Source organism: Flintibacter sp. (assembly GCF_046973065.1).
Map to the genome: position 1 here is coordinate 1 of NZ_JBKVXZ010000012.1, position 22,811 is coordinate 22,811.

Genomic DNA, 22,811 nt, shown 5'->3' on the forward strand with positions numbered 1-22,811 from the left:
GGCCGAGAAGAACGGCAGCGACGTTCATGTTGGTGACATCGTCATCTCCGGCGGCAAGGCTACCTATGACGCCCGCACCGGCACCGACAGCAAGTACGCCAAGATCGACAACACCAAGGTGGACGGCAAGTACACCATCCAGCTGGGCGAGGATCTGTACAACGGCGACCTGGTCAAGGCCGACGGTGCGGATGACGACTTCGGCCGTCCTTCCGTGAAGTGGACCTATGAGAACAAGGAGATCGGCACCTACGCTGACGACGCTGACGCTGTTTACACCGCCACTGTCGAGAAGCAGGATCTGTACGATCTGGTGGGCAGCGATGTCTACAACGACCTGAAGAACGGCGATGCCGACTTCTCCGTGGTCGTGGACGGCGTGGCTCTGAAGGATGTGAAGCTGAGTAACTACATCGTCAAGAACAACGATGACGACGCTGGCGATAAGATCATCAAGAAGGGCGCTACCACTGAGGTGTTCATCGATGATGACTCCAACGACGTGGTGATCACCGTCATCAACTCCTATGTTGCTCAGGTCGATGGCGACTACGACAAGAACGACGAGGAGCTGGATCTGAAGGCTCTGGATGGCACTGCGCTGCCCGCCGACGACACCACTCTGTCCGCCGATGACTTTGACTACCTGGACACCTACTCTGACGAGGACTACGTCCTGGTCACTGTGGCCAACAAGGAGATCAAGACCATCGACCTGGCTGAGACCGTCGAGGGCAAGGTGACCGCTTACACCGAGAAGAAGAATGTCACCGTGGACGGCACCAAGTACGAGTACTCCAAGAACTACACTGACGCCGTGAATGACGACAGCAATCTGTCCTACGACCTGAACGAGGCCTATACCCTGGTTCTGGACGCCAACGGCTATGTGATCTACACCGACGGCACCGCTGGTCACAACGACTATGTCTACGTGGCTGAGATTGCTCATACCGGCGGCGCGAAGGCCGACCTGGAGGCCGATGCCTACTTCATCGACGGCACCAACAAGGTTGTTGTGGTTGACAACGATGATGAGATCAAGGATGATACCGACTTTGAGAACAAGTGGTACTCCTACAACGAGAAGAGCAACGGCAAGTACGAGCTGGAGGCGATCACTGATGAGAAGAACGTGACTTACACCGTGAGCGCTGATAACCAGAAGATCGTTGAGAATGGCAAGAGCTCCATCTACACTGATAAGGTTGGCGGCGCCAAGGCCAACAACGACACCATCTTCGTGGTGAACGACGATGACGATGTGACTGCTTACACCGGCATCAAGAATGTCCCCGACATCACCTCCAAGACTGCTGATGTGACTGTGGCTGTGGTGAATGACGGTGCCTACGCCGACGTGGTCTACATCTACTCTGCTGATATGTCCATCTCCGGCGACAGCGGCGACCGCGTCTACCTCCTGGAGAGCAAGCCCAACGCCAGCGTCGACAAGGATGACAACAAGTACTACGAGTACGACGCCATCGTGAACGGCAAGATCACCACCGTGAAGGCTACCGATAAGAATCTGGAGATCGGCCTGTACCAGAACGTCTCCTATGACGAGAACGGCTACATGGATGACCAGGATCTGGTGAAGGACGCCAGCGATGATGACTTCAAGGTCTACAAGGACATCAAGGCTATCTCCTACAAGGCCGGCGTGCTGAGCCTGGGTGAGGGCAAGGACGACGTGGTTCTGGCCGACAAGTACACCATCTTCGTCAACGATGACGGCGACGGCAAGACCACCACTCCCAGCAGCCTGGCTAAGAACTTCGGCAAGGACGGCACCTACTCTGGGGACGTCTTCGTGTTCGAGGATGACAACGACGAGGCCGTTGAGGTCTATGTCTACAAGATGAAGGACGCCGACAAGAACGATGCCGATAAGGTTGACGCCAAGATCGACCATGTTCAGATGTGGGCTGACGGTGGCTTCAGAATCGTCATGAACCAGAATGCCGAGCAGGCTACTAACTTCACCGTGGAGCTGCAGCAGCGCGTGGACGGCAAGTACGTCTCCGCTGGCACCAAGACTGTTACCCTGAAGAAGGGTGAGATCAGCGTGAACGATGGCGACGATAAGTTCCTGCTGGATACCGGCAGCGTTTACAAGGTCGTTGTGAACGGCGTCGAGTCCAACGAGGTCAAGGGCAAGTAATTCCTGACGGAGTTACAAATCTCTTAAAATCCAATCAGTGTGGCCCCTCCCGTATGGGAGGGGCCCTCTGATTTTATTTCCAGGCCAGATAATAGTAGTTGGTGTCCTTCTGATTGCTGAGGATGTATCTGTCACGGTTATAGTAGACCCGGAAGCCCTTGGATTCGATGGTCAAAATATAATTGGTCCCATAGCTGGTTTGCAGGCACACCGGCTTCCCCGGCAGGGCCAGGCCACCGTAGTAGTCATCGGTATACGGACGGGCGGAGTAGCCCTCCTCCCGCATCACCAGCAGGGCCTTGGGCTGGAAGCCCAGGGAAATCAGGCGGCTTTCCGCCCCGTCTCCGGTGTAGGTCCCGGTCACTAGGCAGGGCATGGATGCCAGCTTTTTACTGAGGGCCTCCAGCGCCGCCGTGGTGGCCTTTTTCGCCACCTCCGCGGCCAGAGCGTCCAGGGCCGTCTGGTCGGCTTTTTCCGCCTGCGCGGCGGCCAGATCCTTGAGAGCGCTGTCAATCTTGGCGTTGTCCTCGTTGAAATCGGTGCGGAGTACCTGATCGTCCGCCTGCCATTGATTGAGTGAAAAATGCTCCGTGTGATTGCTTGCCATAAAAAACACCTCCACCTATACTGGGCAGAGGTCAAAAGTGGTACATTATCATACATTTTATGGTAATTAAGCCCCGCCATGCCCTTTTTCAATCAAGGACCGGCGGGGTCTTGTGTTTTTTGCGCATCCTCCTCTTTCCCATCCATCCCGTAGGGGCGGCCCTCTGTGGCCGCCTGCTATGCTGACGGCATCACCGCCGGCATCAGCGCCACTCAGTACGGCAGCAACAACAGCGTGACCACCGCTCAGGCTGCCCTGATGATGATGAAGGCTCTGGGCTACTTCCAGCTGTCCAAGGACTTCGGTTCTGACTGGCAGGTCGCTACCGTGAAGCAGGGCTCTAAGATTGACCTGTTTGACGGCATCGTTGCCGGTGCTTCCACCGCTATGACCCGTAACGACGTGGCTCAGCTGACTCTGAACACTCTGGAGTCTACCATGGTGGAGACCGATGGTATGTGATCGATACCGACGGCGACATCACCGTTGGCTCCATCAACCGCAACTACACTGGTGAGTCCAACACCATCCTGTACACTGTGAATGATGACGATGCTGTCACCGCTCTGTACATTGTGAAGGCCTAATTCCCTTTTAGCGAACAAAAAAGCAGCTGCCTCCGGGCAGCTGCTTTTTCTATAGTTATCTTTATCCGATAGCAAAATAAAAGTAACTACAGTTTTCCTTATTTAATTGTCGTTCTGCATCTCCTCCGTACCAGGAGACTCCATTTTTCTCCCAGGTAATGGTGAGATTAAGGCAGCTACCGCTGGAGTACGACGTGCCAATGCCAGCGTTGCTGGTTTGGCCGGCAATCAGCACCGTTCCGGTTTTCATCATGCTGTGCTCGTCTACCACCAGGATGACCATCTTCGGTGAAAAATCAAAGTCCAGATGGTTGGGAGCGGACTCCCCGCATTGTCCGTTTCCCTCATAGCTTCCCACAGCAGTCCGCACAACGTTTGCTTTCAAGTCCCCCAGGGCCGTATCAATCTTTGCATGATCCTGATTAAATTCCTCCCTCAGTACGTGATCCGTAGCCTCCCACTGGCACAGGCCATAGTTCTCTGTATAATTGCTTGCCATAGGTATTCCTCCTTAAAAAGTAGTGTTCACCTATGGCGGGAATCCATCTGCAAGTGCATAATGTTATACAAATACTGGTAATTGCGTCATGTCATGCCCATTGCTAAGCATAAATAAACGACAACAGGCCCCGGTCAATGACCGGGGCTTGTTGCCTGTGTGTGTTGTAAAGGAGAGGGAGAAATGGGAGATATTATTATGATTACTTGGTACGCTCATAGAATAACCGATAATTAAGGCAAAACCATGACGGGGATGTGAACTTTCTGTAAACACTCCGGATAGATTACAATCTTTTTTTGCGCAAAAGTTCTCATAGAAGGGAAAGCGCGGCCATCTTAAAACAAAATTAATATTTTCTTAACGGCTTGTCCATATTTCGGCCGAAGAAGAAAAAGCTGTGAGGGCGCGCTTGACGCACTCCCTGCATGCGTGCGATAATATAATAATATTTTACGTTGACGGGCCTGGGCCCGCCCTGAATAGGGGGAACCTTTTTTGATTCAGTATTTGATTCGGCGTTGGTTGGACGGCCGGGATCCTAAGTCACCTGAGGTGCGTCAGATGTGCGGCACCCGGGCCGGCGGAGTGGGTATCGTGCTCAATACGTTGTTGTGTCTGGGCAAGCTGCTGGCCGGTGTGATCACTGGTTCCATTGCAATCGTGGGTGACGCATTAAATAACCTGTCTGATGCAGCCTCGTCTGTGATTACCCTTATAGGGTTCCGTTTGGCCGGGCAGGAGGCGGATGAGGAGCATCCCTTTGGTCATGGCCGTATGGAGTATCTGACCGGCCTAGTGGTGTCCATGGCAATTCTGCTCATGGGATTTGAGCTGGGGAAATCTTCGGTGGAGAAGCTGCTCCATCCGGAAGAACTGGACTTCTCCTGGCTGGCTGTAGTCATTCTGGCCGTGTCTGTGGCAGTCAAGGTATGGATGTACTTCTTTAATCGCACGTTGTCTCAGAAGATCGGCTCAGAGACGATGGCAGCCACCGCAGCCGACTCTCTCTCCGATTCAGCGGCCACCAGTGTGGTTTTGCTGGCTACATTAGTCGGACATTTCTTCCATTGGAAGATCGACGGCTTTGCCGGGTTGCTTGTGGCCCTGTTCATTTTGAAAACCGGCTGGGAGGCTGCAAAAGATACACTGGATCCTCTTCTGGGCCGGCCGATGGACCCGGAGCTGGCAGCAGATATCGACCAGCTGGTCCTCTCCCACGAGAATATCCTGGGCATTCACGATCTGGTCTATCATGACTATGGACCCGGACGGGCTATGATGTCTTTTCATGCCGAGGTTCCTGCCGATGCCGATCTGCTGGAGATGCACGATCTCATTGACCACATTGAGCGGGAGTTGAAGGAGAAACACCACATTGAGACCGTCATCCATATGGACCCGGTGGTCAACGACGGGCGCACCACTGCTCTGCGGGAACAGGTAGCCTATCTGGCTCAGCAGCTGGACCCCTGTCTCACCATTCATGACCTGCGTATTACTGCCGGTCCCCACCATACCAATGTGCTGTTTGACGTGATGGTACCCTATGGGTTCCGCCTTACCGATCATCAGGTGGTCTCACAGCTGCGGAAGGACGTGGAGGCGCTGTCCCCCAAGTATTTTGCCGTTATTCAGGTGGATCATTCTTATGTAGAGCGCCGGGAAAAGTAATTTACAAAATATTCACCTCACTTGGGGGATTTTCCACTATAATATGACTAAACTGAGAATCCACATAGGAACGGAGGAAGTTATCTATGGCGCAGAAGGTTTTGATCGTAGAGGATGACAGCAATATTGCTGAGCTGCTCCATCTGTATCTGGAAAAGGAAGGTTTTGAGACCAAAGTAGCCAAAGACGGAGGCAAGGGCGTGGAGTATTTCCGCTCCTTCCAGCCTGCTTTGGTTCTGCTTGATATTATGCTGCCGGTGATGGATGGCTGGACCGTATTGAAGAAGATCCGGGAGGAGAGTGCTACACCGGTCATTATGCTTACAGCCAAAGGTGAGACAGAGGATAAGGTCACCGGGCTGGAGAGCGGAGCAGACGACTATATTGTAAAACCCTTTGAGATGAAAGAGGTTCTGGCCCGCATCCACGCGGTGATGCGCCGCACCGGCCAAGAGGAGGAACAGGAGAACAAGAAGCTCAGCTTTGATAAGCTGGTGATCAACCTGGATTCCTACGAGCTGCTGGTGGATGGCAAGCGGGTGGATACGCCGCCGAAGGAGTTGGAGCTTTTGTACCACCTGGCCTCTGCCCCCAACCGGGTATTTACCCGCAACCAGCTGCTGGATGAGGTGTGGGGCTTTGACTACTTTGGCGACAGCCGTACGGTAGATGTGCACATCAAGCGTCTGAGAGAGAAGCTGGAGGGCGTGAGCGATCAGTGGCGGCTGAAAACCGTATGGGGCGTGGGCTACAAATTTGAAGTGGCTCCCGCCGGTGCAAACAGCTGATTTGAAGAGGGTGATCCCTTGAAAAGCTTATATAAGCGGCAGCTCATCATGATGGTAGGGATCGTGGCCCTGTCTTTTACCTTGCTGTCTACCGCATTTATGCTGCTGTCCTATCGGTATATTATTTCAGAAACCCGGGATCGCCTGGAGCGGAATGCGGGGTATATTGCCTCGTTTACCTCGGAGTATTTTACCTCGGACTACTATTTAAAAACCCAGGGAACCATTTTGGAGGAGGCTGGAGAAGATTTTTACCGGGCCAATGTGGAGACGCTGACGGCCATGTCGGACTCCTCCATTATTGTGGCTGATTCAAACGGGGAAATTATCTATGCCTCTGAGAGCGAGCTGTACACGAAGAAGATCCCGCAGAATGTTGTGGATCAGATCCAGGAGCGTGGCAGCTACACCGGGATTACCACGCTGAATGGTCTGTACTCCAGCGGACGTTATTTTGCCGGCCTGCCCATCAATGTAAAGATCGGCGATTTGGAGATCAGCCAAGGTTTGGTGCTGGTTTCTGGAGATACCAGCGGACTATCCGAAATGTGGCGTGCCACGGCGACGATCTTTTTCTTTGCTGCCGTGGTGGTGCTTCTGATCGCTGTGATCGCCAGCTCCATTACTTCTGCCCATCAGACCCGTCCTCTTACCGAGATGGCCGAGGCGGCACGGAAATTTGGACGCGGGGAATTTGATGTACGAGTCAACAACTATAAAGACCGATGTGATGAGATCGGAGAACTGGCCGATGCCTTTAACTCCATGGCTAACTCACTGGCTAAAGTGGAAAATCAGCGGGCTGACTTTATCGCCAATGTGTCCCATGAGCTGAAGACCCCCATGACTACCATTTCCGGCTTTGCGGAAGGTATCCTGGACGGTACCATTCCTCCGGAAAAGGAGCAGGACGCGCTGAAAATCGTGGTCTCTGAGACCCGCCGGCTCAGCCGTCTGGTCCGGAGGATGTTGGATCTCTCCCGTCTCAACGCTCTGGCTGAGAACAGTATTACCGCACAGGAGCAGTTTGATCTGGTGGAAGTGGTCTCTCAGGTTATTATCAGCCTGGAGGGAAAGATCACAGACCGAAATCTGGATATGGATGTTCAGATGCCGGAGGACAAGCTGATGGTGTGGGGTGACCCGGACTCGGTCACTCAGGTCTGCTACAACTTGATAGATAATGCGGCCAAATTTGCCGCCGCTGGGACCAGCATTACACTTCGTATCACAAAGAAGGAGGGCAAAGCATATACTTCCATCAGCAATCTGGGTGCTACCATTCCCCAGGATGAGCTGCCCCTTCTGTTTGAACGTTTTCATAAGGCGGACTACTCCCGCAGTATGGATCGGGATGGCGTGGGTCTGGGCCTGTATATCGTCAAGACCATTTTGGGCAACCTAAAAGAAAATATTACCGTCACCAGCGAAGATGGTCTGACCACCTTTACCTTTACGCTCACGCTGGCCTGACGAAAGACTGGAGTTATCCTATGACGCAGCAACCGCAAGATCTCTGGCAGGGCGGCCCCTGGGAGCAGCCCTCTCCGCACTATCCAACTCCACCGGCCGTGGTGATTCCACCTCGCGCTCCCGATATTTTGCGTCCCAAGCGCCGCCGCCCCAGACGGGCACTGCTGATTTTTCTTCTGGTGTTTGTCCTGCTGCTGGGATTGGCGGTAGGTATGCTTGTAGTACGCTACCTCTTGCCGCAGACGGGTGGGGGAAACGATCCCCAGATTTCTCAGACTTCCCAGTCGGAGGATCCCTTTGGTAAGCTGGAGCGGGCACAAACAGGGACAGGCGTAACTGTGCCGATCAGCCAGGCCTCGGGTCCGGCTCTGACCGCCACAGAGATTTACGAAAAAAATGTAAATTCCATCGTGTCTATTGAAGGCGAAGGAGAAGACAGTTATGGGTCAGGTACCGGTGTGGTCATGACTCAGGACGGCTATATTATTACCAACGCCCATGTCGTGGCGGATATGCGCCGAGTACGAGTGATTTTCTCCGATGAGTCTATCTTACCTGCCAGACTGGTGGGTGCTGATGCGGAGGAGGATATCGCGGTTCTCAAAGTGGAGGCAGAGGGACTGACTCCGGCAGAGTTCGGCGATTCCGATCAGCTGCGCTGCGGAGATATGGTGGTTGCCATTGGTGACCCCTTAGGATACCGAACCTCCATTACCCAAGGGATCGTGTCCGCCCTGAACCGGACCGTAGAGGTGGATGGGATCCTGATGGACCTGATTCAAACTAGTGCCCCCATCAATTTTGGTAACTCCGGCGGCGCACTCATCAATGATCACGGTCAGGTGGTAGGAATCACCACTATTAAGATCGTTTCGGATGATGGTACCGTGGAAGGGCTGGGCTTTGCGATTCCTATGGCCCGGGTCAAGCTGATGGCCGATCGCCTGATTGCCGGTCGTCCGGCGGCCATGCTGGGCATCACAGTGCTCACACAACCAGAAGAATCTGGCGGACTGAGAGTCTATGAGGTTGTGCAAGATAGTAACGCCTGGCAGGCCGGCGTTCGCGAGGATGATATCCTGCTGAGCGTGAACGGTGTCAGTGTGGATAGCCTCGATCGCTTAAAGCAGATTGTAGCCAGTCTGGTTGTGGGAAATGAAGCCACCGTGCGTATTTTACGGGATGGTCAAGAACTGGAGTTTTCCTTTGTCATTCAGAGCCGGGAAGCGCTGGGGTAACACCTTTGTCTACCACAGGTCTACCAAATGTCTACCACAAAACCTCCGAAAACCGTTGTCTCTCAACGGTTTCCGGAGGTTTCTTTTTTTTAGATGGAAAGATTTGTCTACCAAATGTCTACCAAACAAACTTTTTTATTTTATTTTTGCTAATAAATAAGGTTTTGATCTGGAATATGCAACCATTTTTGATGTGTAAGGGTCGTTATGCTTTGCGATTTTGGCAAAAAAGTTTGCTTTTAAGCCAATTTTTAGAAGAAAACAATCCTTCCTGAATAAAAAAGGAGGAATTTCCAATGAGAAACCTGAAGCGTGCTCTCAGCCTGCTCCTGTCCTCTACCATGGTTCTTGGTATGCTGGTCATGGGTTCCAGCGCTGCGGGCTATCAGGATGTCGATGCTTCCAACGTCAACCAGGAAGCCATCGAGGTCCTGCAGACTGTAGGTATCATGACTGGCGATCAGAACGGGAACTTCAATCCCGATGGCAGCATCACCCGTAACGAGATGGCCGTTGTCATGGCTCACCTGCTGAACCTGGACTACGACTACTATCGTGGTACCAATCCCTTTACTGACGTGCCCGAGTGGGCCGCTCCCTATGTGGCCGCTTGTGCCGCCGAGGGCGTGGTCGCCGGCATCGGCAACGGCCAGTACGGCGGCAACAACAAGGTGACCGCCGCTGAGGCCAGCCTGATGATCATGAAGGCTCTGGGCTACTTCCAGAACGCCGAGGACTTCGGCTCTGACTGGCAAGTAGCTACCATCCGTCAGGCTTCCTACATTAATCTGTTTGCCAACATCAATTCTGATGCTGATAGCGCTCTGACCCGCGCCCAGGTGGCTCAGCTGGTGCTGAATGGCCTGAAAGCTCAGATGGTTGACTTTACCGGCGACAAGGGCATCCAGATCGGCGATGTGACTGTCGGTTACCGCGCTGAGTACACTGCCCGCACCAACGCCAATAAGAAGTACAACAGCATCGATACCGGTAAGACTGACATTGCTGGTAACAATCAGTACTACGTTCAGCTGGGTGAGGAACTGTACAACGGCGACCTGAAGCTGGCTGACGATGAGGCTGACGTGTTCGGCCGTCCTGCTCACACCTGGAGCTTTGACGGTGAGAAGATCGGCACCTATGTCAACTACGACCTGATGGTCGAGGAGTATACCACCTCCGTTTCCGGCAAGGAGCTGTACGATGTCGTGGGCAAGACTGCTTTTGACAAGTATGACTTCTCTGCTTATGTGGACGGCAAGGATGATGACTTCTATAAGCAGATTTCCAAGAACAACAAGGATGACGTTGACGTGACCGACAACGGCGCTCTGACTCAGGTGTTCGTGGACTCCGACGCCGAGGAAGTTGTTGTTACTGTTATCAACACCTACCTGGCTCAGGCTGATGCTGACTACAACGAAAAGAAGGATGAGGCCAACTTCGTCATCTATGCTGATAGCGAGAAGCGTGTGTCTGTTTCAGGAGAGGACTTTGCTGTCTCTGATGTGGCTGAGGGCGAGTTCTATCTGGTGACTTATGCTGACCGTGAGATTCAGAGCATTGCTGATGTCGAGACTCTGTCTGCAGTTGAGATCAGCAAGATCAGCACTAGCGGCAATATGGTTACTTCTGTGACTGTGGACGGCACCAAGTATGACGATTCCGCCATGCTGAAGTATGATAGCAAGGTGCTGAACGAGTACACCCAGAGCAATATGAAGGATAAGACCTACAATGTCTATCTGGATCAGTACGGCTACATGATCGGTATTGAAGAGGTTGACGGTGTTGACAACTATGTCTTCATCACTGGTGTTGATCCCAACGGCAGCAACCTGACCACCAAGAGCTATGATGCTAACGCCATCTTTGTTGATGGTACCAGCAAGGTCATTGAGGTCAAGAACACCGATGATGTTCGCGACCTGAACAGCCCCGTTGTGAACAAGTGGTTCACCTACACCAAGAACAGCAGCGATGTGTACACCCTGAAGCCCGTGGGCAACGACATTGACAAGGACGTTGACCTGGCTCAGAGCCAGCACAACGCTACTCGCAGCGGCTCCACTCTGACCGATAACGTGATCGACTCCAAGCACATCTCCCTGAAGAGCGAGAAGGACGGCAAGGTATACGGCAATGATGATTCCATCTACCTGCTGGCTGATCTGGACAAGGTTACCAAGAGCAAGACTGACTATGCTGTGATCAGTGGTACCAGTGAGGTTGTGACTGGTGTGGACAATGCCAGCTTCAAGATCTACACCCGTCAGGACGCTTTTGACGAGGTCAAGTGCGACGGTACTGCTAGTGCCGATAACACCTCTTCCGGTGTTTATGTTCTGTATGACGATGACAACTATGTGATCGCCGCTGTGGTCGTGGGCGAGAGCGACAGCGTCTCCTCCAAGATTGCCTATGTGAACAGCGATGACCTGAAGGACGAGAGCTACGACAAGGCTTCCGGCGAGTGGACTTGGACCCGTGAGGTCATCATCAACGGTGAGTCCGTGATCCTGACTGAGGTTGGCGACGATGACAACAGCGTCCTGGAGAACTACAATGTCACTAAGGATGGTCGCTGGGTCACTGTGAAGTACGATGCCAACGGCAATGTGAAGGACATTGAGCCCTTGGAAGGCAAGGATTACTATGTCGACGACATTCAGGAGGCTGTAGCCCTGATCGAGGCCGACGATGAGGATGTTATCGTTGTTGCCGATTCTGCTGAGAAGCAGTACAGCCTGAAGGGCAAGACCCTGTACGATGAGACCGAGAATAAGGAAGGCTTCCGCATCGCTGAGGATGTGAATGTTGTTCTGACCCAGACGGTCAAGAACAAGGAGACCACCGAGTACTACACCGGCGTTAACTCCCTGAAGTCCATCCTCGAGGATCTGAACGAGGATGCTGACGGCAAGAACACCTATGAGTTCTACGCTGTGATTGAGGATGGTCGCGCCACCTCCGTGATCATTGTTGACGGCAACAAGGACAATGACTATGAGGGTCCCGATGGCGGCAGCAGCGATGCCAATGTGATCAAGCTGTCCAGCCGGAACAATGCCAAGGAAACCGGCGCTAAGATCGAGCTGAAGAGCGCTGTCTCCAAGGACACCACCTATGAGGTGCAGCTCCAGATGATGAACAATGACGGCGATTGGCGCACTGTCGATACCATCAAGGTTCTGGTCAAGAGCGGTGATAAATATGGCTTTACTCCTGTTACCGGTATCTCCGGCAACCAGCAGTATCGTCTGGTCTATGGTGAGCTGACTGCTCTGCTGAGCAAGTAATGCTCTTAAAAGACCATTAAGGCTTAAAAAAGGTCCCCGAGCTTTGTGCCCGGGGACCTTTCTCTCATACGACATTTCGCTTTAAGCCCAAAGCCCAATATTGCTTGGATTTGCTGTTCATCTGATACCGGGCGTCCACGCCGTTGACCAGAGATAACTGGGCATCATTCCATGTGACATTTGTGTCATCGACAAAACTTTCGTTATAGGTTTTATCCTGGGCCACCATCAGCGGAGTTTTATTTCCTCCCAGTCCGGTTACTAAGGCCAGATCTCCGACGATAAAATAGACATCCGGGATCTGGCTAAAGGTAATTTTTGTGGCCTTGCCTGTACCATATGTGCCCGTGCCGGTGTAGGTAATCAGCTCCATCTGACAGTTGCCTGCCGCTGCCGCTACGGCCGCTACTGCACGCTCCAATGTAATGTCCTTGTCAGCCAAAGTTTTTAGGATTTCATCCATCTTTGCATTATCCTGATTGAATTCCTCCCTCCTTACCTGGTCCGTGGCCTCCCACTGGCACAGACCGTAGTGTTCTGTATAATTGCTCGCCATAGGTACTCCTCCTTAAAAGTAGCGTTCACCTATGGTAGAAATCCGCCTGCAAGTGCACAATCTTATACAAATACTGGTAATTATGCCCCGCCATGCCTGTTTCCATGTGTGGGGTTACTGTTTTCTTCCAGGAAACTTGTTTGGTAGCACAAATCTCTCCCCTAGAAAGAATTGTGCAAATGCAATAAAAACATTGAAAAGCATATGGAAAGTTTATGGTCAATATGATATAATATCCACAACAAATAGAAAGAAGGTCCTAGCTTTATAACTGGTTATGGTTCAAAAAGGAGGGGCGTAGGATGGGTGGATCCTGGTTCGCGCACGGAGCAGATGAAGTTCGAGAGTTGTCGTTCTTGTTTTGCGGCCGCCAGAATTGTCAACCTGGAGAGGCGGTTGGCCCCGCAGTGCGGGAGCACTATGTGATGCACTATTGCTTGTCGGGACGGGGAGTATACCGGGCTCAGGGAGTAAAGTATGAGATCGGTCCGGGAGATGGATTTTTGATTCTGCCCGGTGAACTCAGCTCCTATCAGGCAGATTCCCAGCAGCCCTGGAACCATATTTGGGTAGGCTTTACCGGAAGCCGGGCGGCGGACTATCTCAAATGCTGCGGCTTGGGAAAGGAGCGGCGTACCTTCCAGTGCGCCCAGTCCCAACAGCTGGAGGACTGTGTGCAGGCCATGCTGGGCTTTGATACCGCCGGAGCGGGCAACGAATTGCTGCTGTTGGGAGAGCTGTATGTGTTTTTGGGTTGGATTGCCCAGTCGGCGCAAAGCTCCGTCCGGCGCAGTCGGGAGACAGCGTCGGAGTATGTGGAGCTGGCCATGGAGTATATCCGCAACCATTTCCAGGAGGACCTCACGGTGGCTAAGCTGGCCCGGTATGTGGGGCTTAACCGCAGCTATCTGACCACAGTATTCCAAAACACCATTAACATGTCGCCCCAGCAATATCTGATGCGGTTCCGCATGGAATGGGCAGCCAACATGCTGAGTGAAAACAAACTGACGGTAGGTGAGATCGCACGCTCCTGCGGCTATCCCGATCCCCTTACCTTCTCTAAGGCGTTTAAGCGCACTTTGGGAGTCACCCCCACCCAGTATCGTCGGGAGCATGAAGAACAGCCCTAGAACGGCTTATCGTGCGGGGACAGGTTTTCATTGTCATTTTCCGGAAGAGTCGCTATAATATGAAATATACCCTGCATGAAGGGCCGGCCTCCGCCGGTCCCCCCGCGAGGGAACAGTCCAGACAGGAGGCGCGCCATATGAGCAACTATGTTATTTCCATCAGCCGTGAATTTGGAAGCGGCGGAAGATTGATCGGGAAGAGGTTGGCCGCCCGGCTGGGAATCCCGTGTTATGACCGTACTTTGATCCAGAAGACCTCGGAGAAGAGCGGCCTTTCCCCGGAATTCATTGCTCGGGCAGAAGAACGGGCAAGAAGCCGCTTCCATCTTACCTTTACGCCCATTGGTATCGGAATTCCCACCTACACCCAGCAGGGAGTGCCGGTAAGCCTCCAGGCCTTTTTTGCCCAGGCCGAAGTGATTCGGGAGCTGGCTGACCAGGGACCGTGTGTCATTGTGGGCCGCTGCAGCGACTATGTGCTGGGAGAGCGTCCGGAGTGCCTGAAAGTGTTTGTCCATGCGCCCCTGGAGGACCGGGTGGTGCGGTGTGTGGAGGAATACCACATCCCTACCAGCAACATGTCCGAACGGATTCGGGATATGGACCGGGGCCGGTCGAACTATTATAACTACTACACCGGTCACACCTGGGGCGAGATGCGCCGGTATGACCTGACCATCAACTCCAGCGTGACCGGCATTGAGGGAGCGGTGGATCTCATCGCCGCACTGGTTCGTCTGCGTACCGCCCAGGCGGAGATGGCTGAGTGAGTTCTCAGAAATACCAAGGAGGAAACCACATCCCAAAGGTCCAGATTTCCGGCCAAGCGGGCGGACTGGAACGCTATATCCGCGCGGTAGAGCGAGCGGGAGCGATTCCGGTGCCTGGGATTTGTCCCATACCTGATCCCAGCTGCGATGCTCTGGTGTTGTGCGGCGGGGGAGATATGGATCCGGTCCTGTTTGGACAGGAGAACCGGGGTTCCAATCCACCGGACCGGGAGCGGGACCGGGCGGAGCTGGCTTTGGCGGAGGCCTTCCTTACCTGGAAACGCCCAGTGCTGGGAATTTGCCGGGGGATGCAGGTGCTCAACGTGTTTCTGGGAGGCACGCTGATCCAGGACCTGCAGCCCGCTTGGCGGGTGCGCCACCAGGGAGAGGAAGATGTCTACCACCCGATCTGCTGTGAGCCGGGAAGCCTGCTGGAGCGGCTTCTGGGGCCTTGTCCCGTGGTCAACAGTGCCCACCATCAGGCGGTGGACCGTCTGGGACATGACCTGGAAGCCACCGCTTGGGCGCCGGAGGGATTTACAGAAGGAATCGAACATAGCTGCCTACCTGTGCTGGGGGTGCAGTTTCATCCGGAACGTCTGTCCGGGCCGGGCCGGGGCGAGGGAAGCGCCCTGTTTCAATGGCTCATTTCTTGTATTGAAGCATAAAAATGGAGGAAACCATTTGGTTTCCTCCATTTTTCTTATTTTGCAACCACAATGCGGATGCGTCCGCCGTTGCTTTCTGCCTTGTCGTACCAACCGGTGAGGCTCAGTCCCTTCTCCTGGACCCGTTGAGCGGAGGAGAGGTAGTAGGAGCCGTTGCGGTATTCGTAGACCACCACGTTGTCTGCCATGGTGTAGGAGCGGTTGCTGGCGATGAGCTGATTTCCGCTGATGCTGGTGGCAGTCACCTTGGTGAGGTTGTAGATCTTGTCGGGGTTGGTAAGGTCGCCCTTGATCATCACACCGCCGGTGCTGACGGGGAAGCCGGTGGTGATGTTGGGCAGGGTGTAGGTGGTGCCGCCCACATCATACACATAGGTGTAGTAGTTGGTCAGGCCGCCGGAGGGGAGTACATCCATCCGGGTCAGCAGGCCGTAGCTGTAGTTATCGCCGGTAACATCGTTCAGAATCAGACGGTCGATCTCACCGCTGCCGTTCATGGTGTAGTAGCTGACCATATCCTGGGTGAGATTGATGCCGGCCAGGCGGCTGGCAAAGACCCGGGTTCCGGAGTTCTCGTACACGTCCAGAATTTCCACGCCGTCAGCCAGAGGGGTGGAGCCGATTTTGCTGCCGTCGCTGCTGACCTTGCCGGAGAGCTTTGCAGCCTGCAGGCGCTTGAGGGAGACGGTGCCATCTGCGGCAATGTTTACTCCTACCAGATCGCCTACCTCGTAGGTGTGGGTGGTGCACTCATAGTTGTAAGAGTTGCCGTCGGTAGCCAAAAGGGTAATGGTATCGGCGGTGTAGGAGGAGTGGTAACCGTCGGAGTAAGATTCCCGGGTGACCTTGGTGACCACACCGCAGCGCTCCGAGGTGGTGGCAATGGGGTCGGTGACAGCGGCTACCTTGCCCTGACGGCCGAGGAGCAGAGAGACTGTGTCGCCCAGGTCATAGGTGCCCAGATCGGACAGAGCATAGACGGCAGCCGCACTGTCCAGCTCATAGGAGTGTCCGCCGATGGTCACTGCAGTGGGAGCAGCGGTGTTGGGGGTAATGGCCTGAATGGTGCCCACCACCTTGTCCGAGTAGACCCACAGGGTGCGCATGGACTGGCACCAGTAGACCACATCGTACTCCTGTACCTTGCTCAGGGAGGAGGCCTCGCCGTCCCGGGTCACGGTAACGCCCGAGAGGGAGAAGGGAATGGAGGACTGCCAGTTGCCGGTGGCTACCAGGGGACCGTCCATCACGCCGTTGATCAGAGCAACCAGATCCACCTCACCGGCGGCATTGAGGGAGTGTCCCAGAGAATTGATGTATGGGGTGCCGGATTTGGTGTTGGTGGAGAGCATGTTGTAGAAGAGATACATGGCGTCGTAGCGGGTGAGCACGTCGCTGCTGTTCTGGGCTTTGAGTCCCCGGTCCAGCTTCAGGCTGTGGTAGAGAGCCATCTGCGGGGTGGGGTAGGCGCCGGAAAAGTCCTCGTTGCTGTATCCCAGCAGCTGCAGGATAATGGTCACGCCCTCGGCCAGGGTGATCTGATTGGAGGGGCGGAAAGTGCCGTCCGAGTATCCGGTGATAAGCCCAGCGGCTACGCCGGCCTCTACAAAGCCAGCCGCCCAATGGGTATAGGGTACGTCAGGGTAGGGGGAGGTGGAAGCCTCTCCCACCTGGTCTCCGTTGGGGGAGGCCTTGACCGCCATGGTGATAAACTCGGCCCGGGTGACGGTGCGGTCCAGCTGCATGTTGCCCTGGCTGTCGCCCACCATAATACCCAGGGCGTTGACTACCTGGGTCACCTCCTGCTGGGCAGGGACCGTGGCGGAGCGGGCGCCGGCCGGCAGTACCAGCATCCCCACAAGCAGGGCAGCGGCAGTGCCGGCGGCGAGAATGGATTTTAACTTCATAAGAGGTCTACCTCCTTGTTATTCATAGCGCAGCGCGTCGATGGGATTGAGCTTGGCGGCCTTGTTGGCGGGCAGGTAGCCAAACAGGATGCCAACGCCCACCGATACGCCAAAGGCCACGGCAATGGCACCCAGAGAGACCACGGCGGTAAACTCTGTGGAGCCAGAGCTCATCATACCATCGATGAGGGTGCCCGCTAGCTTAGCGAGCACAATGCCAAGCACGATGCCGATCAGGCCGCCGATGGCAGAGGTGGTGCCAGCCTCGATGATGAACTGTCCGCGGATGTCCCGGCGCTTGGCGCCCAGGGATTTGCGGATGCCGATTTCCCGGGTGCGCTCCGAGACGGATACCAGCATGATGTTCATGATACCGATGCCGCCTACCAGCAGGGAGATGCCTGCAATGGCCACCAGTACCACCATCATGGTGCCCATCATGGTGTTCATCATGTCCAGCATCTCAGCCGAGGTGACCACCATGTAGTTGCCGTCCTCGCCGTACACTTTATCCAAAAAGGTTTCGATGATGCCGCGGGAGGCGGTGGCGGTGTCCTTGCTGGTGCCGCTGAACATGTAGTTGTCCATGCTGAAGGACATGCCGCCTGCTCCGGCGCCGGCAGTGTCACTGCTTAAGGCGCTGTTAAGCTGCTGGGCGTTGGTGTAGGGAATGATGATCACGTCATCCGCAGAGCTCTTGCGGGACTCCGCGCTCTCGGACAGAATGCCTACAATGGTGTAGTTATAGCCGCTCAGGCCGATGGTCTTGCCCAGCGCATTGCCGTTATAGTACTCCTTGCTGATGTAGGAGCCTATCACGCATACCTTCTGAGAGCGGAGTACGTCCACATACTGAAGGAAGCGTCCCTGCTCCACCGTGAGCGCCCGAATTTCGTCATAGTCCTCGCTGACACCTACCACGCTGTAGGGGGTGAAGGTGTCGCCCGGGGTACGGGCAGAGGCGGAAGAGACCGTAATATAGGGGCTGACGGCGGTGAGGTATTTGGGGTTTTTCTCCACCAGGTCATACATGTCGTCCGTGTCTACCTCACGGGAGGAGCCGCTGGACTGAACGGTGACCTGAATGAGGTTGGCGCCCAGCTCGTCAAAGGAGTCGCTCATCAGCTTCTGCATGCCGTCACCCAGAGAGATGATGATAATGACTGCGGCCACGCCAATGATGATGCCCAGCATGGTGAGCAGAGCACGCATCTTGCTGGTGGCCAGAGACTTCAGGGCCAGGAAGAAGGATTGCTTCACACCCATCAGGCGTTCACCTCCTCGTCCAGATCCTCGTCCTCATCCTCGTCCAGTTTGGGCTGGACCACAGCCTGAGGATCGCTGGAGTCGCCGTCGTAGATGATTTTTCCGTCCTGAAGGCGGATAATGCGCTTGGCCCGCACGGCGATGGAGTTGTCGTGGGTAATAAGCACCACGGTGTCGCCCTCCCGGTTGAGCTTTTTCAGGAAGGAGAGGACCTCGCGGCTGGTGTGGGAGTCCAGTGCGCCGGTGGGCTCGTCGGCCAGAATGACTGAGGGGTTGCCTGCCAAAGCCCGGGCAATGGATACACGCTGCTGCTGGCCGCCGGAGAGCTGGTTGGGACGGTTTTTGTATTTCGATGCCAATCCAACCCGGTCCAGCGCGCTGAGAGCCCGTTCCCGCCGCTCCCGTTCCGGAACTCCGGCATACAGAAGGGGAAGCTCCACATTTTCCAGCACGTTGAGCTTGGGAATCAGGTTGTACTGCTGGAAGATAAAGCCCAGCATCTTATTGCGGATCACCGCCTGCTGGTCATCGTCCATGGTGGATACATCCACGCCGCCCAGGAAGTAATGTCCGCTGGTGGGCACGTCCAGACAGCCAATGATGTTCATGGCAGTGGATTTACCGGAGCCGGACTGGCCTACGATGGCCACAAACTCGCCCTTGTCGATGGAGAAGCTCACCCCATCCAAAGCGCGCACCTGGGTATCACCCATGGGATAGATCTTATAGACCTGCTGAAATTCGATCAGGTGTCCCATGGCTTACATCCCCATCATAGCGGCAAAGGGATTGGAGACCTCGTTGACCCACACGACAATTTCTCCCTCGCTGAGACCGCTGGTAATCTCAATGTTGTCGTTATCATTGCGGCCCAGCGTGACCTCGCGGGTCTCCAGCTTGGAGGGATCGACCACGTTGCCGTTTTCATCCAGAGCGCCCTCCTGGGCCACCTGGACGGTGGGCTTATCGCTGCCTCGGTTCACGGCATCTACCGGTACGCACAGAACCGTGCCGGCCCGCTCCACAATGATGTCGGCGGAGACGTTCATTCCCGGCTTGAGGTCCTGAGGATCGTTGATGACCACCGTAACGGGATAGTTGGTCTGGCCGCTGACGGTAGTACCGTTGATGTTGACGGTGTCCACCACACCGGAGAAGGTGACGCCTTCCACCGCATCGGCGGTAATGGTGACCTCCTGGCCGACCTGGACCTTGTTGATATCCTTCTCATCGATCTTCATTTCAAAGGTCAGGGTAGACATGTCATAGAGAACGGCCAGGGTGCCGCCGGCGGCGGTGAGGCTGTTGTTGTCAATGGTGTCACCGGCCTTGAAGTTCTTTTCGATCACCGTGCCAGAGATGGGGGCGGTGATGGTGTAGTTGTCCAGCGCGTCCTGGGCGTTCTGCAGAGAGAGCTGCGCATTCTGCAGGGAGATGGAGGCGTTCTCCAGAGAGGTTTGCGCGGAGGAGCCGCCCAGCGTGGCCAGCACCTGACCAGCCGATACCCGGCTGCCCGCGGAGACGTTCAGACTGACCACCTCGCCGCTGCCGGTAGCGACGACAGTCTGGGTGAGATTGGCCTCAAAGGTGCCGCTGCCGGCGCAGGCGATGCTGCCCACCTTGGCGGTGGCTGTAGTAGAGGTGGTGAGAGCGCCGGGGTTCTGTACCCGGATCTTTACCTGGCGTACCAGAGCGCCGCCGTTGCCCACCAGGTCGGCGTTGGCCACCGATTCCACCGTGCCGGTGAGTGTCTCCAGCGTGCCGGCCAGCGTGACCTGAGCGGAGGAGCCCACGGCGATGCGCTGAGCGTCGGCGGACTGGAAGGGGACGGTAAGGGTCATGGTAGAGGTATCCGAGATATCCGCGATGGGGGAGCCGGCAGATACCAGATCGCCCTTCTTCACGTGCAGCTTCTGCACAACTCCGGCGCCGGAGGCCTTGGGGTTGAGACCGTCTACGATGGAGTCGTAGTTGAGCTGGGCCTGCTGCACCGACAGCTGGGCCTGCTGCAGAGCGGTCTCGGCACTGCCGGGATCGATGCGGTAGAGGACGTCGCCCTTTTCCACCTGGTCGCCCACCTCAAAGGGGGCCTCCAGAACCTCGCCGGTGACCATGCCGCTGACGTTGTAGGAGTCGATGGGTTGGATGGTGCCGGTGCTGGAGACGGATACAGTCATCTCCTGCATCTGGGCAGTGCTGGTCAGGTAGGCGCCCGCCAGCAGTTCTTTTCCTGCACCCAGCATGGGCCGGATGACGAAGAAGAACAGGGCGGCCAGCACCAGGAGCACCGCGATGACCACTTTAGGCCAGCGGCGCTTTTTCTTGGGTGCTTTCCAGGTCGGGGTGCTGTCCTGCTCGGGAGCATCCGCGATGACGGGGACCTCGGGAGCGGTTTGCAGTTGTTCTTTTGTTTCCATTGCAGTGAACTCCTTGCTGTATGTTAAATTGAAGGGGTGACAGATCAGGTAGCCTCATGGCGGGCCAGCATTCCCCGGCGGAGAATGTCCAGCTGGGCGCAGAAGCGGGTCCATACAGGCTGAGGGTCTGTATGAGACAGGGCGGCGCACAGCGCCGGCGCGGTCACGCTGATAAGAATATGGAACATGTCCTCCAGATCATCCTCACGGCGGATGGACAGCCGGGATGCATCGATGTGGTCAGACAGGGCGGTAAACAGTGAGTGGGTGCCTGCCGAGCGCAGCAGTGCTCCCTGCTGGACCCCGGCATTGCGGTGCAGGATAGCCTGAAACTGCTGTGCGGCCAAATCCTCTCTCCGCTCCACCAGAGCTTGGAATAGGGACTCAAAGGCGGCAAAGAGGTCGCCCTGTTCCCGGTCCAGCAGCTGGACCATCAGCTGGGTAAGATCGTCCAGATAGCACTGCAGCAGATAGCGGAACAGGTCCGCTTTGTCTGTGAAGTACATATAAAAGCTGCCCCGGGAGATTTCGGCCTGATGGACGATGCGGTTGATAGAGGCCTCATCAAAGGGCACCCGGGAGAACTCATCCCGGGCACATTGAAGGAGCTTTTCCCGTTTGGCCTGGGGCAGATGGAAAAATGTTGTGCTGGGCACGGTGTACATACCCCCAAAAAACACAAATATGACAAGTTGTCATATAGTATAATCGCCTGTGTTTTCCCGGTCAAGAGGCAACGGAGCAATTCATAGTTTGTTCATACTTCCAAGCTGCCGTGCTCCGTCTCAGTGTAGCGTAGGCAGGTGAGAAATTTCAAAAAAATTCCTTAAAATTTCATAAAATCTTAGCTCAGCATATACCATCCACCAGGGGGAAGGTCAAGGGAAAAAAGAAGACGGCGCGGAATTTTCCGCGCCGTCTGGGGATCGCATTTGGTTAAGGCTGTTCCATGGCCCAGCGGATGGCATGAGCCACGCCCTCGTGGGCGTTATCGGGGGCAACATGGCGGGCAGCCGCTTTCACAGCTTCGCAGCCGTTGCCCATGGCGATGGGGGTGCCTACCGCCTGGAGCATAGCCAAGTCGTTTTCGCTGTCGCCTACCGCGGCGCACTGGTCCAGAGGAATCCCCCACAGCAGAGCCAGCAGGGCCAGGGTGCGGCCTTTGTTGACTCCAGCGGGTACCAATTCAAAGTCGTGATCGTTGGAGGAGGTGAGTTCTACGCCCTGGAGCTGTGAGAGCTCCTCCAGGGGGTAGGCCGGCCGGTTCCAGTCTCCGTGGATCTTGGTCAGCGGAAGGTCGTGCTCCTCCAGATAGGCGATGGGATCCTCGGATACCACCGCCGCGTTATGAAAGACCGGATAGGGGAAGGTCTTGGAGAGGGACTGCTGAGAGAAGGGGTCCAGTACGATCTGCTCCCCGGCAAAGATCATCAGTTCAATGTCCCGATTCAGACAAAGCTCCAGGGCCTTTCGGCTGACGTCCGCCGGAATATCCCAGCGCCGCAGGTGGGCGCCGGTTGCGTTATCCGACAGCACGGCGCCTCCCAGGCAGACAGACAAATTGTCACACCCAGCCTGGGCGGAAAAGTCGGCAGCTTCTTGCACGGAGCGCCCGGTGGACAGCACCACCTTGATACCCGCCTGGCGGGCCTGGGCAATGGCGGCTTTTGTCTCGTCGGTGATCTGGCCCGCCGGGTCCAGCAGGGTCCCGTCCAGGTCCAGGGCGATGAGTCGGATCATGATAAGGTCCTCCTTAATATGG

General features: G+C 55.4%; 20 protein-coding genes. 11 read left to right on the forward strand and 9 right to left on the reverse strand.

The window, feature by feature from the left end:
• Nucleotides 1-2,167 (forward strand): S-layer homology domain-containing protein (locus ACLTXB_RS06395; protein WP_428226439.1); only part of this gene is annotated, 2,167 nt, incomplete at its 5' end.
• 73 nt (nt 2,168-2,240) lie between these two features.
• On the opposite strand, the gene ACLTXB_RS06400 is transcribed toward ACLTXB_RS06395, so the two are convergent.
• A complete protein-coding gene (locus tag ACLTXB_RS06400) occupies nt 2,241-2,774 on the reverse strand; it encodes a hypothetical protein (protein ID WP_428226440.1) in 534 nt (177 codons plus the stop codon).
• A gap of 165 nt (nt 2,775-2,939) precedes the next feature.
• Here ACLTXB_RS06400 and ACLTXB_RS06405 point away from each other — a divergent pair, with 165 nt between their 5' ends.
• Together ACLTXB_RS06405 and ACLTXB_RS06410 are read left to right on the forward strand one after the other, a co-directional pair.
• Complete coding sequence (locus tag ACLTXB_RS06405) at nt 2,940-3,236, forward strand: hypothetical protein (protein WP_428226441.1); 297 nt, start codon at nt 2,940-2,942, stop codon at nt 3,234-3,236.
• Nucleotides 3,233-3,361 (forward strand): hypothetical protein, encoded by a 129-nt coding sequence (locus tag ACLTXB_RS06410; protein ID WP_428226442.1) that lies wholly within the window; start codon nt 3,233-3,235, stop codon nt 3,359-3,361. Before ACLTXB_RS06405 ends, ACLTXB_RS06410 begins: the two co-directional genes overlap by 4 nt.
• Before the next feature lie 61 nt (nt 3,362-3,422).
• Here the strand turns inward: ACLTXB_RS06410 and ACLTXB_RS06415 are convergent, their stop codons facing one another.
• The gene (locus tag ACLTXB_RS06415) at nt 3,423-3,860 is read right to left on the reverse strand and encodes a hypothetical protein (protein WP_428226443.1); all 438 of its coding nucleotides are present in this window, start codon (nt 3,858-3,860) and stop codon (nt 3,423-3,425) included.
• Between the two features lie 498 nt (nt 3,861-4,358).
• On the opposite strand from ACLTXB_RS06415, the gene ACLTXB_RS06420 reads away from it, so the two are divergent.
• From ACLTXB_RS06420 to ACLTXB_RS06440, 5 genes are all read left to right on the forward strand, one after another.
• Complete coding sequence (locus tag ACLTXB_RS06420) at nt 4,359-5,534, forward strand: cation diffusion facilitator family transporter (RefSeq protein ID WP_428226444.1); 1,176 nt, start codon at nt 4,359-4,361, stop codon at nt 5,532-5,534.
• Between the two features lie 86 nt (nt 5,535-5,620).
• A complete protein-coding gene (locus ACLTXB_RS06425; RefSeq protein ID WP_008981987.1) occupies nt 5,621-6,322 on the forward strand; it encodes a response regulator transcription factor in 702 nt (233 codons plus the stop codon).
• 18 nt (nt 6,323-6,340) lie between these two features.
• Entirely contained in the window at nt 6,341-7,795 is a 1,455-nt protein-coding gene (locus ACLTXB_RS06430) for a sensor histidine kinase (protein WP_428226445.1), read from the forward strand.
• A gap of 98 nt (nt 7,796-7,893) precedes the next feature.
• A complete protein-coding gene (locus ACLTXB_RS06435) occupies nt 7,894-9,033 on the forward strand; it encodes a S1C family serine protease (RefSeq protein ID WP_428226446.1) in 1,140 nt (379 codons plus the stop codon).
• Between the two features lie 296 nt (nt 9,034-9,329).
• Nucleotides 9,330-12,332 carry an S-layer homology domain-containing protein gene (locus tag ACLTXB_RS06440; protein WP_428226447.1) on the forward strand — a complete coding sequence of 1,001 codons (3,003 nt, stop codon included), beginning with the start codon at nt 9,330-9,332 and terminating at the stop codon, nt 12,330-12,332.
• Nucleotides 12,333-12,396: 64 nt separating this feature from the next.
• Here ACLTXB_RS06440 and ACLTXB_RS06445 read toward each other — a convergent pair whose 3' ends face one another.
• Nucleotides 12,397-12,888, reverse strand: a complete 492-nt coding sequence (locus ACLTXB_RS06445) for a hypothetical protein (protein ID WP_428226448.1) — start codon at nt 12,886-12,888, stop codon at nt 12,397-12,399.
• Between the two features lie 302 nt (nt 12,889-13,190).
• Here ACLTXB_RS06445 and ACLTXB_RS06450 point away from each other — a divergent pair, with 302 nt between their 5' ends.
• The 3 genes from ACLTXB_RS06450 to ACLTXB_RS06460 all read left to right on the forward strand — a co-directional run bounded on the left by ACLTXB_RS06450 (nt 13,191) and on the right by ACLTXB_RS06460 (nt 15,459).
• Entirely contained in the window at nt 13,191-14,021 is an 831-nt protein-coding gene (locus ACLTXB_RS06450; RefSeq protein ID WP_374737131.1) for an AraC family transcriptional regulator, read from the forward strand.
• 137 nt (nt 14,022-14,158) lie between these two features.
• The gene (locus tag ACLTXB_RS06455; RefSeq protein ID WP_008981969.1) at nt 14,159-14,791 is read left to right on the forward strand and encodes an AAA family ATPase; all 633 of its coding nucleotides are present in this window, start codon (nt 14,159-14,161) and stop codon (nt 14,789-14,791) included.
• A complete protein-coding gene (locus ACLTXB_RS06460) occupies nt 14,788-15,459 on the forward strand; it encodes a gamma-glutamyl-gamma-aminobutyrate hydrolase family protein (protein ID WP_428226449.1) in 672 nt (223 codons plus the stop codon). Before ACLTXB_RS06455 ends, ACLTXB_RS06460 begins: the two co-directional genes overlap by 4 nt.
• A gap of 35 nt (nt 15,460-15,494) precedes the next feature.
• On the opposite strand, the gene ACLTXB_RS06465 is transcribed toward ACLTXB_RS06460, so the two are convergent.
• From ACLTXB_RS06465 to ACLTXB_RS06490, 6 genes are all read right to left on the reverse strand, one after another.
• Nucleotides 15,495-17,366 carry an S-layer homology domain-containing protein gene (locus ACLTXB_RS06465; RefSeq protein WP_428226450.1) on the reverse strand — a complete coding sequence of 624 codons (1,872 nt, stop codon included), beginning with the start codon at nt 17,364-17,366 and terminating at the stop codon, nt 15,495-15,497.
• 18 nt (nt 17,367-17,384) lie between these two features.
• Nucleotides 17,385-18,632 (reverse strand): ABC transporter permease, encoded by a 1,248-nt coding sequence (locus ACLTXB_RS06470; protein WP_428226451.1) that lies wholly within the window; start codon nt 18,630-18,632, stop codon nt 17,385-17,387.
• Nucleotides 18,632-19,390: an ABC transporter ATP-binding protein gene (locus tag ACLTXB_RS06475; protein ID WP_040648649.1), complete on the reverse strand. Its 759-nt coding sequence runs from the start codon at nt 19,388-19,390 to the stop codon at nt 18,632-18,634. The genes ACLTXB_RS06470 and ACLTXB_RS06475 overlap by 1 nt, the downstream gene beginning before the upstream one ends.
• Before the next feature lie 3 nt (nt 19,391-19,393).
• On the reverse strand, nt 19,394-21,049 hold the full coding sequence (locus tag ACLTXB_RS06480) for an efflux RND transporter periplasmic adaptor subunit (RefSeq protein ID WP_020989378.1): 1,656 nt from the start codon (nt 21,047-21,049) through the stop codon (nt 19,394-19,396).
• Nucleotides 21,050-21,093: 44 nt separating this feature from the next.
• The gene (locus ACLTXB_RS06485) at nt 21,094-21,705 is read right to left on the reverse strand and encodes a TetR/AcrR family transcriptional regulator (protein ID WP_428226452.1); all 612 of its coding nucleotides are present in this window, start codon (nt 21,703-21,705) and stop codon (nt 21,094-21,096) included.
• Nucleotides 21,706-21,985: 280 nt separating this feature from the next.
• The gene (locus ACLTXB_RS06490; RefSeq protein WP_325208101.1) at nt 21,986-22,789 is read right to left on the reverse strand and encodes a Cof-type HAD-IIB family hydrolase; all 804 of its coding nucleotides are present in this window, start codon (nt 22,787-22,789) and stop codon (nt 21,986-21,988) included.
• Nucleotides 22,790-22,811 lie beyond the last annotated feature (22 nt).